At 51.6% G+C, this 13,901-nt stretch carries 15 protein-coding genes; 9 read left to right on the forward strand and 6 right to left on the reverse strand.

All coding sequences use genetic code 11. The features are described 5' to 3' along the window. Window positions 1-50 precede the first annotated feature (50 nt). The 3 genes from ACYVC2_RS07990 (at window position 51) to ACYVC2_RS08000 (ending at window position 4,483) form a co-directional block, all read left to right on the forward strand. Window positions 51-1,604 (forward strand): sulfatase family protein, encoded by a 1,554-nt coding sequence (locus ACYVC2_RS07990; protein WP_461101778.1) that lies wholly within the window; start codon window positions 51-53, stop codon window positions 1,602-1,604. Window positions 1,605-1,614: 10 nt separating this feature from the next. After that, window positions 1,615-2,685 carry a formylglycine-generating enzyme family protein gene (locus tag ACYVC2_RS07995; protein WP_461101779.1) on the forward strand — a complete coding sequence of 357 codons (1,071 nt, stop codon included), beginning with the start codon at window positions 1,615-1,617 and terminating at the stop codon, window positions 2,683-2,685. Between the two features lie 166 nt (window positions 2,686-2,851). Continuing rightward, the gene (locus ACYVC2_RS08000) at window positions 2,852-4,483 is read left to right on the forward strand and encodes an ABC-F family ATP-binding cassette domain-containing protein (protein WP_461101780.1); all 1,632 of its coding nucleotides are present in this window, start codon (window positions 2,852-2,854) and stop codon (window positions 4,481-4,483) included. A gap of 110 nt (window positions 4,484-4,593) precedes the next feature. On the opposite strand, the gene ACYVC2_RS08005 is transcribed toward ACYVC2_RS08000, so the two are convergent. The 4 genes from ACYVC2_RS08005 to ACYVC2_RS08020 all read right to left on the reverse strand — a co-directional run bounded on the left by ACYVC2_RS08005 (window position 4,594) and on the right by ACYVC2_RS08020 (window position 7,292). Beyond that, window positions 4,594-4,944, reverse strand: coding sequence for a hypothetical protein (locus ACYVC2_RS08005; protein WP_461101781.1), 351 nt, complete (start codon window positions 4,942-4,944; stop codon window positions 4,594-4,596). Window positions 4,945-4,997: 53 nt separating this feature from the next. Continuing rightward, window positions 4,998-5,330, reverse strand: a complete 333-nt coding sequence (locus ACYVC2_RS08010) for an alpha/beta fold hydrolase (protein WP_461101782.1) — start codon at window positions 5,328-5,330, stop codon at window positions 4,998-5,000. 164 nt (window positions 5,331-5,494) lie between these two features. Beyond that, window positions 5,495-6,388, reverse strand: a complete 894-nt coding sequence (locus tag ACYVC2_RS08015) for an alpha/beta hydrolase (RefSeq protein ID WP_461101783.1) — start codon at window positions 6,386-6,388, stop codon at window positions 5,495-5,497. Between the two features lie 256 nt (window positions 6,389-6,644). Next, entirely contained in the window at window positions 6,645-7,292 is a 648-nt protein-coding gene (locus ACYVC2_RS08020; protein ID WP_461101784.1) for a hypothetical protein, read from the reverse strand. Between the two features lie 355 nt (window positions 7,293-7,647). On the opposite strand from ACYVC2_RS08020, the gene ACYVC2_RS08025 reads away from it, so the two are divergent. The 4 genes from ACYVC2_RS08025 to ACYVC2_RS08040 all read left to right on the forward strand — a co-directional run bounded on the left by ACYVC2_RS08025 (window position 7,648) and on the right by ACYVC2_RS08040 (window position 9,802). Beyond that, on the forward strand, window positions 7,648-8,193 hold the full coding sequence (locus ACYVC2_RS08025; protein ID WP_461101785.1) for a DUF4468 domain-containing protein: 546 nt from the start codon (window positions 7,648-7,650) through the stop codon (window positions 8,191-8,193). Window positions 8,194-8,203: 10 nt separating this feature from the next. Beyond that, window positions 8,204-8,707 carry a hypothetical protein gene (locus ACYVC2_RS08030; RefSeq protein WP_461101786.1) on the forward strand — a complete coding sequence of 168 codons (504 nt, stop codon included), beginning with the start codon at window positions 8,204-8,206 and terminating at the stop codon, window positions 8,705-8,707. Between the two features lie 126 nt (window positions 8,708-8,833). Beyond that, window positions 8,834-9,040: a DUF2188 domain-containing protein gene (locus tag ACYVC2_RS08035; RefSeq protein WP_461101787.1), complete on the forward strand. Its 207-nt coding sequence runs from the start codon at window positions 8,834-8,836 to the stop codon at window positions 9,038-9,040. A 54-nt stretch (window positions 9,041-9,094) separates the two neighbouring features. After that, on the forward strand, window positions 9,095-9,802 hold the full coding sequence (locus ACYVC2_RS08040) for a DUF421 domain-containing protein (RefSeq protein WP_461101788.1): 708 nt from the start codon (window positions 9,095-9,097) through the stop codon (window positions 9,800-9,802). Between the two features lie 15 nt (window positions 9,803-9,817). Here the strand turns inward: ACYVC2_RS08040 and ACYVC2_RS08045 are convergent, their stop codons facing one another. Both ACYVC2_RS08045 and ACYVC2_RS08050 read right to left on the reverse strand, forming a co-directional pair. Continuing rightward, window positions 9,818-10,897, reverse strand: coding sequence for a DNA topoisomerase IB (locus tag ACYVC2_RS08045; RefSeq protein WP_461101789.1), 1,080 nt, complete (start codon window positions 10,895-10,897; stop codon window positions 9,818-9,820). A gap of 93 nt (window positions 10,898-10,990) precedes the next feature. Further along, entirely contained in the window at window positions 10,991-11,578 is a 588-nt protein-coding gene (locus ACYVC2_RS08050; protein ID WP_461101790.1) for a DUF6962 family protein, read from the reverse strand. 157 nt (window positions 11,579-11,735) lie between these two features. Between ACYVC2_RS08050 and sucD the strand changes: the two genes are divergently transcribed. Both sucD and ACYVC2_RS08060 read left to right on the forward strand, forming a co-directional pair. Then, window positions 11,736-12,611: a succinate--CoA ligase subunit alpha gene (sucD, locus tag ACYVC2_RS08055; RefSeq protein ID WP_461101791.1), complete on the forward strand. Its 876-nt coding sequence runs from the start codon at window positions 11,736-11,738 to the stop codon at window positions 12,609-12,611. Between the two features lie 69 nt (window positions 12,612-12,680). Beyond that, window positions 12,681-13,850, forward strand: a complete 1,170-nt coding sequence (locus ACYVC2_RS08060) for a DUF4271 domain-containing protein (RefSeq protein ID WP_461101792.1) — start codon at window positions 12,681-12,683, stop codon at window positions 13,848-13,850. Window positions 13,851-13,901: the final 51 nt, after the last annotated feature.

Here is a 13,901-nt window from a genome sequence, read left to right on the forward strand (position 1 = left end):
ATGTTACCGCGGTAAGTAGCGCAAACAAGTCCTATTAACGAACTGATTGCATGACTGTAAAATGGATTACCGGCTCGCTGATGAGCCTACTGATGCTGAGTACGATGCCGGGCTGTGCGTCGAAAAAACAGGCCGAAACGCCGACAGATCGCCCGAATGTCATCGTAATTTTTTCCGATGATCACGCCTATCAGGCTATCAGCGCCTATGGCAGCAAACTCGCGAAAACGCCTAACATCGACCGAATTGCCAGCGAAGGGGCTATTCTGCGTAACAATGTCGTGACCAACTCCATCTGCGGGCCGAGCCGTGCCACGTTGCTGACAGGCAAATATAGTCATCTGAACGGGTATAAACTCAACGAAAAAGTATTCGACATCAACCAGCCGGTCTTTCCGGAAGAGCTGAAGAAGAATGGCTATCAGACTGCCTGGATCGGTAAGATGCACCTGGGCGCGCTTCCCAATGGGTTCGATTACCTGAATGTTTTGCCGGGCCAAGGCCAGTATTACAACCCGGATTTTGTCAACGCAAAGAAAGACACGGTTCGGTATCCGGGCTACGTGACGAACGTAACGACCAAACTGTCGATGGACTGGTTGGCTCAGCGTGATGCTTCGAAACCGTTTTTTCTGGTGGTCGGTCACAAAGCTACCCACCGCGAATGGCTGCCCGATCTGCCGGACCTGGGCGCTTACGACAACGTAACGTTCCCGTTGCCCACTACCTTTTACGACGACTACAAAGGCCGGGAAGCCGCCCGCGATCAGGACATGACCATCGACAAAACCATGCGCCTGAAAGAGGATCTGAAAGTTCACGCGGACTACGAAAAAAGCGGCATCTACAATCGCTTTTCGCCCGAACAGAAAAAGCCGTTCTACGACTATTACGAGAACAAGATTAGCAAGGAGTTCGACCAGAAAAAGCTGACGGGTAAGGCGCTGGTGGAGTGGAAATACCAGCGGTATCTGAAAGATTATCTGGCAACGGCCAATGCGCTTGACCGGAACATCGGTGAACTACTGAATTATCTGGACAAAACTGGCCTGGCAAAAAACACGGTGGTTATCTATGCCTCCGATCAGGGTTTTTATATGGGCGAGCACGGCTGGTTCGACAAGCGGTTTATGTACGAAGAATCGTTTAAAACACCGTTTGTGATTCGATACCCGGGCGTAATCAAGCCCGGCACGCAAATCGATCAGCTGGTATCGAACATCGACTGGGCACCGACCATCCTGAACCTGACCGGTACGGCCATTCCCAAAGAGATGCAGGGAAAATCCTTTCTGCCGCTGCTCAAAGGCGAAACTACCCCCTGGCGCAAAGAAGCGTATTATCATTATTATGAATACCCAAGGCCGCACCATGTATATCCACATTTTGGCCTGCGTACGGAACAATACACGCTGATTCGGTTTTATGGTCCTAAGGATTTCTGGGAGTTGTATGATTTGAAGAAGGACCCGCAGCAAATCCATAATCTGTACGGGCAAAAAGGCTACGAAGCCATAACGGCCGATTTAAAAACAAAGCTCAACGAGCAGATAAGGATGTATAAAGACGATGAGGCAGGCAAACTGTTGGCTGGTAAACCGTAAAGCTGGCGCAATGCTGATCAGCTGTGTGCTGCTGGCGGGCCTGGCGGGCTGTCATTCTGCGAATCAGTCTTCAGACGAGCAAGCGCAGGCAAAAACAGACTCGGCTGCCTTTTGCGTAGCGAAAGGAATGCCATCGCGTACAGCGGCTATTCGGCAGGCGGCTTCCAATACGGTAGCCACCGGAACAATGACCGATGGCATGGCCTGGATTCCGGGCGGTACGTTTCTGATGGGAGCCGATGAGTTTCCGGACGCCCGGCCGATGCATTCCGTGACGGTGAAAGGCTTCTGGATGGACGAACACGAAGTGACCAACGCTGAGTTTGCCCGGTTCGTGGCGGCTACGGGCTACAAAACCGTAGCCGAACGCCCGCTGAATCCCGCCGATTATCCGGGCGTCCCGGTAGCGCAGTTAGTGCCCGGCTCGGCGGTTTTTACGCCACCTGCTCAAAAGGTGTCCCTGGCGAACCCACTACAGTGGTGGGAATACGTGAAAGGAGCCAGCTGGCAGCATCCGAAAGGGCCGAAATCGTCTATCCAAGGGCGTGAAAACGAGCCAGTTGTGCACGTGAGCTACGACGATGCGCTGGCATATGCGAAGTGGGCGGGCAAGCGATTGCCGACCGAGGCAGAATGGGAATTTGCGGCTCAGGGTGGTAAAGGTAACCGCACATATTACTGGGGTAATGAACTCAAACCTAGTGGTAAGTGGGTCGCCAATATTTACCAGGGCAGTTTTCCGGATCGGAATACCAGCGAAGATGGCTTTGCGGGCGCAGCTCCGGTTAAATCGTTTTCTGCCAACCCGTATGGTTTATACGACATGGATGGGAATGTCTGGGAGTGGTGTCAGGATTTTTACCGGCCAGACTACTACATGAAGTCAGCAAAAGACAACCCGCAGGGACCCGCCGACAGTTATGATCCTGACGAACCGGGGGCGGTGAAGCGGGTGCAGCGGGGCGGCTCATTTCTGTGCAGCGACGAATATTGTATCCGGTACAAAGCCGGTAGCCGGGGAAAAGGCGAAGTCAGTAGCGGTAGCAACAACCTGGGTTTTCGTTGTGTGCGGGACAAGTAAACAAAACATTTTTCTGACACGATTGACAGGATTTGTAACTATCAGGCTTTTCAATCCTGCTAATCCTGTCAATCGTGTCAGAAAGAAAACGGCCCGTGCGGGTAGCGCCCGAAATCCCGCTAAAATTTCGTATCTTTGTGCCTCAATCTGAACGAATAATCATCAAATGGTAACGGTACAAAACGTCTCACTCCGCTATGGAAAGCGGGTGTTATTTGACGATGTCACTATAAAATTTACGACGGGGAACTGCTATGGTGTCATCGGCGCCAACGGGGCAGGGAAGTCGACGTTTTTAAAAATTCTGTCGGGCGAAATTGAACCCCAGACTGGGTCAGTTTCCATGACGCCGGGAGAGCGAATGTCGGTGCTGAATCAAAATCAGTCGGCCTACGATGAGTTTCCGGTCTTGCAAACGGTCATCATGGGCAACAAGCGTCTGTACGACATCATGCAGGAGAAGGACGCGCTCTACGCCAAAACTGATTTTACGGATGCCGACGGCGAAAAAGCGGCCGAACTCGAATCTGAGTTTGCCGAAATGAACGGTTGGGATGCCGAGTCCGACGCAGCCAGTCTGCTCTCGGGGCTGGGGATAAAGGAAGGCCTCCACTATTCGCTGATGAGCGACCTCAACGGGTCGGAGAAAGTGCGGGTGCTGCTGGCGCAGGCGCTCTTCGGCAACCCGGACGTGCTGCTGCTCGATGAGCCGACCAACAACCTCGACGTCGAATCGGTGATCTGGCTCGAAAACTTCCTGGCCAATTTCAATAACACAGTCATTGTCGTTTCCCACGACCGGCACTTCCTGGATCAGGTCTGTACGCAGATCGTCGATGTCGATTTCAGCAAGGTTAAGCTCTTTGCCGGCAACTACTCGTTCTGGTACGAATCGAGCCAGCTGGCCCTGAAACAACGGCAGGATCAGAACAAAAAAACTGAAGATAAGCGGAAAGAGCTCGAAGAATTTATCCGGCGTTTTTCGGCTAATGCCTCTAAATCGAAACAGGCTACCAGCCGGGCCAAACTGCTCGAAAAGCTTACGATCGAGGATATTCAACCGTCGTCCCGCAAGTATCCGTACGTGAATTTTAAGCCCGAGCGTGAACCTGGCGATCAAATCCTGACGGTCGAAAATCTAACCTATACGGCTGAAGATGGCACGAAACTGTTTGAAAATTTATCGTTTACGGTCAACAAGCAGGATAAGATTTTCCTCTACAGTCGCGATGGGCTGGCGGTGTCGGCTCTGATGGACATTCTGGCGGGTGAGCGTAAGGCCGATTCCGGCACGTTCCGCTGGGGCATCACGATTACGATGTCGTATTTCCCGACCGACGCGGAGAAAGATAAGTTCTTCCAGACGGATCTGAACCTGGTCGACTGGCTGCGGCAGTATTCGGTCGAAAAAGATGAAAGCTTTATCCGGGGTTTTCTGGGGCGGATGCTTTTCTCGGGCGAAGAGTCACTGAAGAAAGCGAGCGTGCTGAGCGGGGGCGAAAAAGTGCGGTGTATGCTCTCGAAAATGATGTTATCGGGTGCCAATGTGCTGCTGCTCGACGAGCCGACGAACCACCTTGACCTCGAATCCATCGAATCGCTGAACAACGGTCTGATCGATTTCAAAGGCCCGATTCTGTTTACCTCGCACGACCACCAGTTCGTACAGACGATTGCTAACCGCATCATCGAAATCACACCGGCGGGCATCCTCGACAAGCTGATGACCTACGACGATTACCTCACCGACGATCGCGTAAAAGCCCAGCGTGAAGAATTGTACGAAGCCGTAGCGTAAGGATATTGTTAAAAAACCAAGTGGCCATGATACAACTGTCCGTATCATGGCCACTTGGTTTTTTAACGAAGCGGGACTACTCTGAAATGTTTCGTTATTATAACACTCAGCTATGCGTTTTTCTCCAGCCAGTTAAGAACATAATCGGCATCTTCTTTCCAGGTCGGTTGGCCCAGTACAAAGTGGTTGCGGTCTTCGAACTCTTTGTAGTCCAGCAACGAACCGCTATTCTTGTACGCTTCGAAGTTCCGGTGGTTGAGGTGGGCGGGTATAATGTTGTCGATACTACCGGAGGTGAGTAATAATGGATAGGGTTTGGAAAAATCGACGTGGGCGGCACTGGTCAGCCCTTTACTGGTCACTTTTTTCGATTCCGGAATCATATTGGCTTCGTAAGCCGCCTTCTGCGCTTCCAGCGGCATGTCGTTTACAAATGCATACTGCCAGTCTTCAAACGACATCAGATAAGTTTCTTAGAGGTCCGTAAATAGCCCCAGCGCTTTCCAGCCAGCTTTCAGAAATGAAAACTCATACGGGATAAACCCTGTGGCGGTACTGAATGAATCGCTACTCCGGCCGCGGCCAGGTCGCGGTTGACAATGATCTGCGTAATCAAACCACCCAGCGAATGCCCAATCACAATCGGTTTTTCGGGAAAGCCTTTCACAATGTTTACACAATGATCGACCAGTTCGTCCAGGGATAAATTGGCTAAGTCGGTGTCGTTGGGCTTCCGGGTCCGTAATTCGGCGGCCGTGCCGTCCTTAAATGGCCAGGCAGGAGCCATGGTGGTATACCCTTTGCTTGGAAAATAAGCCTGCCAGTCATCCCATCCGCTATTGGTCACGAAGGAACCGGTAACAAATACAACCTCCCTGATTTTCAAAGTAGTAATGGGTTACGATTTGGGTTTGTAAAGACAAATAGGGCTGGCGTTCTCTACGGTTATGAAGAGTTGAAACGGCTTCGGCCGTACCAAAAAAAGTAGATAATTTATTGATTTTTAGGCTACTATTGGTTTCTATCGTTCACGAATTGTAGCAGATCCTGGTAGATGATATTGTTTTTCCAGAACAATTGAGTCACCATGCCGACATGCTTTTTACCGGCCAGCACCCGAACATGATGACGAATGCCCAATGCCTGAAGCCGCCGACGAAAGCGCTGCGTACTGCTGGCAATGCCCGGATAGGTGTGTTCGCCCACATACAGCCACATCGGTGCTGTACTGGCTTTCAGGTAATACAGCGCAGAAACATCGCGCCAGCTGGCTGGCTTTTTACCAAATGGAACGAGGTATTTTTCGTCGCCGGGGTACTGCATCTTTGTCAGGTAATCGAACATGTCCAGGCCACCCGGATCATCGAGAACGGCCCCTTTGATTGGATTTTGCGCTAGCCCAAGTTTAGTGAACAGGCTATCATTAGCCGTCAATAGAGCCGCCAAGCCGCCACCCGCCGAATGGCCCATGACATATATCCGGTCCGGATCGCCACCGTACCCGGCAATGTGTTGCTGGGTCCAGCGTACGGCGCGGGCGCAGTCGTCGGCCATGTCGGGGACCTGCACGGCGGGGGCCAGCCGGTAGTTGATCAGGACCGCAACAATCTGTTGTTTGGCGAGTCGTCGTCCAATAAACGCGTAAAGGTTTTTGCTGCCGCTATCCCAGGCTCCTCCGTGAATAAACACTACGACCGGCCGCGGTGTCGACGAAGCCGGGCGGGGTTGGTAAATATCGAGGTAGTGGCGTTCGGGGGCCGACTCGGGTATGGCGGGCGTTGCGTAGGCAATGTCTTTGATACGTCGACTACCACTGGCAATGGCGTATTCGTTTATGAGCAGCAAAACCGTGGTGATAAGTAATATACCGGTCGGTAATTGCCAGATCAATCGGGAAAAATGCATGAGTATCGGTTCTGATAACAGGCTGAATGTAACGTAAGGCGGTAGAAACCGCGTTATGTTAAGTTACTATGTAACGTGAGCTAGGCGTGTGTTTTGTGTTAACGATTTTATTGTCAGTAAGTTAATCGAGTGTTTTTGTTATTCTGGAGCAGGCGGAATAACGACCGTCAGTTGAGCATGTTTCAGGTTATGTACTCAAGAAACCTGCATCCGGATTGACCGGTAGGTTCATACAACGCCGGAATCGGATGTACACTCACCGGCAGAGGTGGTTGTACGCATCCACCAGCTCACCCAATCCCCGCCAGTCGCGCCGGGTGAGGGCCGGGTAAGATTGCCCAAAGGCCGGGCAATCGCCGAAAAGCCGGTCATAGACGGTCGCTAGTTCACTTCGTCTGGCAACGAAGGCATCACGGCCATTTTTTACGGCTACGTAGCTGAGCTCCTGATGGTCGGTTTCGAGTACGAAACTCCCAAAAGTGTATGCCGTAGTTTTTTTCCAGCCTGCCACATCGAAGTACAGGGCAATGGCCCCACCCGGAATCGTCAGACGCTCCAGTAGCATCGGTCTGTCTTTTCGGCGGGGATTCGGAACACGTTCAAAAATGACCATTTCACGCCCCTGGGGAATGCTGCCGGTTGCATAGGCGAAGTCAGGAATCCGTTGAGCAATTAACTGCACATCGTCGCCTTTAATTTTCGTTTTGGTGTTGTCGGCATGCCGGACAAGTATGGTTTCGGGCGAATCATTGATGAGCGATCCAATCCGGACCTGACCGCGGATTGTGTCCTGTTGCTGCGTGATGACGTACCCTTCAGTCCACATGGTAATGGCACCGACAGGATTATACTGTGCATTGCTGTGTAAACCGATGAGCAACAAACCAGCGAGAAAAACTTTCATAGTCAGACAGGATCGAAGTGAAGACTATAAAGCTATTGGGTTTTAGGGCTAGCTCAGCGCTTGTCCCGCTGAACTGCCTGATAGGCCGTATGAATTGGTACGAATGCGGACTGAGAGGCACCGAATTTGCAACCGATAACAGCAGCCAGGCTGGAGGGTACATACCTCAGGTTTAGCCCCCGATTAAGCTGATTTCCGGACCCTGACGACTATGTATCCAGCAGCAAACTTATAGACCCGGAAAGTCCGCTATTTATTTACCCAGTCATGCCGATTGTTCATTCTGGCTGGGAGTCGCTGTGGCGGCTGGTTTATCTTCGCTTCGTTCACTATACACCAGATTCGATTTTCAACCATGTTCATACTTCCAGTTACTCTGCTAGCCTCTTTCCTGCTGATCGGTTCCGAACAGGGCACCTGTCCACCCGTAGTTGTCAACGGAAAACTTCACGGGATTCTCCCGGTTGTTAATCAGAAAGTGATCTACTCCGAGGTCGTCGATTGCGGGAGTGTCTCGCAGCTTGATGTGTTCAGACGAGCCCGATTGTGGATCACTCAATCCGACCATACGCAGAACGAAGCAGCCGCTCTAAGCGATAAGGATACCGGCGATCTGGCGGGCCATTTTAGTCAGACGATCATGATACCTCGCTCAGAAAATTCGGCTGGAGGAGTTTATATATTTCGGTACGCTTATGCCATCGAATGTGCGAACCGAAAGTACCGGATCACGCTTTCGCAAATCAGGCTGGACGAAGGCAATGGCCGCTATATACCGATCGAAGTTTATTGCCAGAAGACCGATAAAGAGCTACAGGTCATTTACTTGGAGCTTGATAAGCAACTCACCAGTGTTCTGGCGGCAGTTCAGGAAAGTGTCCGGAATTACAAAGCATTTTAGATCCCGCCCGATGAGTCGTACGCTCGCTTACGTACTGGGTCCCGAACTCGCCTGGCTGTCGATGGCGGTCCTGACCAGAGTGATCATTTGGCTCTACCAGCCCCTGCCCCCCAACGACCACGATAAACTTCTGAATGCAGGCTGGTTTTTGCCGCTCGTTGGCATGCTGTTAGCCTTGGCTCCACTGCTTTGGGGGCCAGGCAACCAGTGGTGGTGGCTGGGCCGGGTCATGCTGGCCAGCCTGATCGGAATTGTCGTGATCGTCTCGTTTTTGTGCGATGCCAGTCGGTATAACGATAGTCGGGACTCGGGCATCGGCACCGCCTTTGCGCTGTTTGTGGGCTTAGGATGGATGATTCTGATTGCCCTGGTGGTTGTGGCAGCGTTGGCTTTAATTGCCCAATGGCCACTAACTACGGTCTATAAATGGATACTTATTGTTGCCGGGTCCATCTGCGCCTTCATCTGGGCGATGAACTGGTTATCATCGCTGCCACCAGGCAGAACCAGCTAGCTCTGAATTGTCAGGACCTGGGCTGAAACCACCATAGGATTTCAGCCCAGGTCCTGACAATTCAGAGCTACTAAACAGTTGGTAATTTAATGAGTTATTAATCTGTTCATTAATGATGTAACGGCTATGCCCTGGACAACGAACGATTATCCTGCTTCGCTGAAGAATTTCATGGCTCCGGTTCGGAACAAAGCGGTTGCTATTGCAAACGCGCTACTGGCAGAAGGAGCGGAGGAACAACGGGCAATTGCTATTGCGACGGCTAAAGCCGAAGAATGGGCCAACAATCGGGGAATCAAAATCCGAAAGAACGGTGCGCCAGAAAATCGCTGACCGATTCTGTCAGGCAGTGGCTTCTCCATTACTCATCTATCCCATCTTCTCAAAATGACCGAGCCTGTTGAGCCCTTCGACTGGAAGCGCATCTTTATCCACGATTTTCCCTGGGCTTATCTCGGTGAAGTAGCCTTCCGCACCTTTTTCATGTTTGTGGTGATTCTGGCTGCCCTGACGGTCTCGGGCAAGCGCGAAGTGCGCCAATTGTCTATTTATGAGCTGGTTTTGCTGATCGGTTTGGGTTCGGCTGCCGGCGACCCAATGTTTTACCACGACACGCCAATTATGGCAGCAGTAGTGGTATTTATTGTGATGATGGGCTGTTATAAATTGGCAACGTACATCAGTGATCGCAACAAAACCGTTCGGCACGTGCTCGAAGGCCAGCCGGTTTATGTGATTCAGAATGGCTGTATTCTGACTCAGAACTTCGGTGAAGAAGACCTGGGCCTGGAAGAACTGTTTTCTGACTTGCGTGTGGAAGGAATCGAGCATCTGGGGCAGGTGCGTACGGCGATTCTGGAGCCCAATGGCCAACTCAGCGTTTTTCAGTTCAGCCCCGAAGCCGTTCGGCCGGGCTTACCGATTTTACCGAATGAACTGGATCATCCCGTTGAGCGTATTCGGGAACCCGGCAATTATGCCTGCTGCTGTTGTGGACGTGTTCGGCACGTTGAACCTGCCGATTCACTCCCCGACTGCACGCAGTGTGGGAAAAAGACCTGGGTAAAAGCAGTTGGCGAGCAGGAAACCAAATGACCTGCCTCGTAGGTATTATTTTGCTTTCGAAACGGCTTGTTTTGTCTGATCTTTCAGGAACTTGAGCAGGAGCTTTTCTACACCATCCAAGCCATTGGGACTGGATTTGTGGTACCTGTTTTTCTGGCTGATATAGCGGTTAAGGTCCTGACATTCGTATGCTTCCAGAATTTGTGGGTATACATAATGTTTTCGGCAAACCGTGCGCGTATTGCCCAGTTTTTCAGCCACTTCGTCCAGCACTTTATTGACGTTTTTCTTCAGCTCGGTTGTAGTACTGCAGGGATCCAGCTCAATCAGCAACCGCAACGCATTTACGGTACCGGCCCAGGTGCGAAAATCTTTCGCCGAAAAGTCGGTACCCATGGTTTCGTGCAGGTAATGGTTCACCATTCCCGAGTCGATGCTGTGGCGGCTACCGTCGGGAGCGTAGTACTGAAACAATTCCTTTCCCGGAATATCCCGGCAGCTTTTGACCAGGCGGGCCAGCCTCCGGTCGTGCAGGGTAATATCGTGCGCAATACCTTTTTTTCCAGTAAACGAAAACCGAACGTCGCTGCCAGCCAATTTGACGTGTCGGTTTTTAAGCGTAGTGAGGCCATAGGAGCCGTATTCCTTTTCATAAGCCGCATTACCGATCCGAATGAGGGTTTGCTCCATAACACTCAGCGCAATGGCAATGACCTTTTCCTGCGATAGGGTAGACGACTTCAGGTCTTTTGCCAGCCTCGTCCGAAGCAGCGGTAAGGCTTCGCCGAATGCTTTCATCCGGAAAAATTTGGTTTCGCTCCGGGCCGCATTCCACTTAGTGTGATACCGGTACTGTTTGCGATTTTTGGTATCGATGCCAGTGGCCTGCAGATGACTGTTCGCTTTCGGGCTGATCCAGACGTCGGTCCAGGCGGGGGGCAGGGCCATATTACGAATGCGCGCCAGGGTCTGGGTATCCTGTAGTTGGTTGCCCTGCGGGTCGAAATACGTAAACTGATCGCCATTCGGATGGCGGGTGATACCCGGCATGGCATCATTCATGTAAATCAGCCGGGCGGCTCGGGCGGCCTCGACCGGATCGTGGGCCAATAGTGCAGCAGTCACGGGTTTGTTGAGCAAATAAATAGATCGTGAGACCCTAACGAATTGACCCAGGAATTGGTTAGGCAAGCCACCCGATATTTTTGTTCGTCAGCGTTATTGGCGCGGACGCGGCTGGGCGGCTTTCCCGAAAAACCAGAGGGCCAGGGTGGTGGCGTAATGATAAAAATCGGTAGGATGAATGAGCGAATCGAAGGCGTCGGCTTTAGTGGCCAGCCCCATCATCATGGCCGCCAGTACGATCCACAGTCCCCGTTTGTTACGCTGAAGCAGGGAAAAAACGGCCAGCAGCATGAGCACCAGAATGCCCAGTGAAGGAACGATGGGAGTGAAAACCTGTACGTCGGGGAGTAACAGGCTGATAAACAGGAATAAGCCAAAGAGAATAGCGGCAATGAACGTGGCCAGAGAAAGCGTGCGCTGGTTCAACAGCGCGTATACGGCGGTGACGACGCAAACAACCCCCAGCGTATCCGACAGGATAATCATGGAACGACGCAGCGAATCGAGCGATTCGGTACCGGCAAAATGGATGACGCCAATCAGGGCGGCCAGGGAGGTAGTCAGCAGAAAGAAACCCCATAATAGCCGGTTAAAGAGCGAGATACGTCCGAAATAGTGCCAGAATACGCCCACGCCCGCGCTGGCCAGAATGGACCCGGAGAGGATGTGTGAAAAAATCATCACGTAATTTACGAAGTTTCGGCTACTTTTGCCCAACTTTTAAACGACGTAGGACGAAGAGACGAAAGAATAAAGCCTGCTGCACTCGTCGCGTGGTTCTTTCGTCTGTTTATTCTGGGTCTAATCAACCGCATAGCCAACGATTTCCAAAACCGTCATGAGTGTTTTAGTTAACAAAGACTCCAAAGTTATCGTCCAGGGCTTTACTGGCTCGGAGGGCAGTTTCCATGCTCAGCAGATGATCGAATACGGCACCAACGTGGTTGGGGGCGTAACGCCGGGTAAAGGTGGACAAACGCACCTCGACCGTCCTGTGTTCAACACCGTTCAGCAGGCTGTTGATCAGGCCGGGGCCAACGTCTCCATTATCTTCGTGCCCCCCGCTTTTGCGGCCGATGCCATTATGGAAGCGGCCGAAGCGGGTATCAACGTGATTATCTGCATCACCGAGGGAATTCCGACGGAGGATATGGTGGCGGTTAAAAACTACCTGGCCGATAAAGACGTTCGACTGATTGGACCGAACTGCCCCGGCGTCATGACGGCCGAGGAGTGTAAGGTAGGGATCATGCCCGGTTTTATCTTTAAGAAAGGCACCGTCGGCATCGTTTCTAAATCAGGAACGCTGACCTACGAAGCCGTCGACCAGCTTACCAAAGCAGGTTTAGGCCAGTCGACAGCCATCGGAATCGGGGGAGACCCGATCATCGGTACGACTACCAAACAGGCGGTCGAACTGCTGATGAACGATCCGGAAACTGAGGCAATCGTGATGATCGGTGAAATCGGGGGAGGTATGGAAGCCGAAGCCGCCCGCTGGATCAAAGCAGATGGCAACCGTAAACCCGTCGTCGGGTTCATTGCCGGACAGACGGCGCCTAAAGGTCGTCGGATGGGCCACGCAGGAGCTATCGTTGGGGGAGCCGACGACACGGCGGCCGCTAAAATGGCAATTATGCGCGAATGTGGCATTCATGTAGTCGAATCGCCGGCGCTGATCGGCGAGACCATGCTGAAAGCGCTGGGAAAATAAAATAGTAACAGAAAAGGAGTGAAAGAACGAGGGCGCGACCGAGTGGATACAAGAGCCTATGGGTTTATCTTGACTTCACTGATTCGCGCCCTTGTTCTTTCACTCCTTTTCTGTTCGACCACGTTTGCGCAGAGCCGAGTCATTGGTATCGGTCCGGGTAATCGTTATTTTCCGGTCCATAATTTCCGCGAAGATTTTCAGGTATACGACGATGGGTCTGATGCCTACATTCCGTACATCAGCGAACAGCATGCAGATCAGACCTCGCTGAGCGCTTATGTCGATATTGAAAGTAACCGCCATTACAGCTTACTCATTTCGACCCGGCAGGATGGGTATTTGTTTATCAACGCTGCGCTTAAACGAAAACTTCGCGCCAACCAGTGGCAGGTGCTGAGCATCGACAGCTTGTTCCGTCTGTATCGTCAGCCCGAACTTTTTCTGACTATTTACGGCGCCCCCGGAATCGACGACAAGCAATTGTACATCGGATACCCAAAACAGACCAATCAAAAATTAGTTGTCCTCAGCGACGATAACCTGAGCGTCAGACCCCGTCCGCAGGCCGTTTACGCTAATTTTCTGGGAGTCGGGTTGTTGTTTTTGCTGGCCTCCCATGCCTTTCTGTTTACGCTGTATCGCCGGGCATTTCAGCGCTTTTATAGCCTGCGCGATCTGGTTTCATTACGGGCACAGGAAGAATCGTTTCTCATCAGTCGGCCACTAAGTGCTGTCAATCTGCTTTTCACGCTCAACCTGAGCTTTACGATTGCCTACCTGATCGTATTCGCGCAAAGCCGCAATCTCGAAGTATTTGCCTCGCGCGCGTTGCTTCTTAGTGAGCAGCGATTCGGCTGGGTATTCAGTGAGTTCTTATTGTTGAGCAGCATTGCGTTCATGAGCCTGATGGGCAAATATGTGGCGCTGGAAGTGTTTGGTGGCCTTTACAAGCTGCAGAATACCATTATCAACATTCATTTTTTTAAAGTTCTACAGTCGTCTCTCCTGTTTTTTACGTTGCTGACGCTGATACTGACGGTCATTGCCTACAACACGCCGACCCTGGCCTGGTCGCCCAATGTACTGTTGCTGCCATTGATTGGGTTTTACCTGGCTCGTCTGACCTTGCTTTACTTCGTGATACGGAGTCTGGAATCTATCAAGAATCTTTATTTATTTTCGTACCTTTGCATCGTTGAATTGATTCCACTCATCATCGGTTTGCGTTTTGCAATTTGATGAATGAGTTTTCAGCCGTCAGCCATACCTGGCCGTTCGTAGAAAGAGCTG

The organism is Spirosoma koreense (assembly GCF_054777875.1).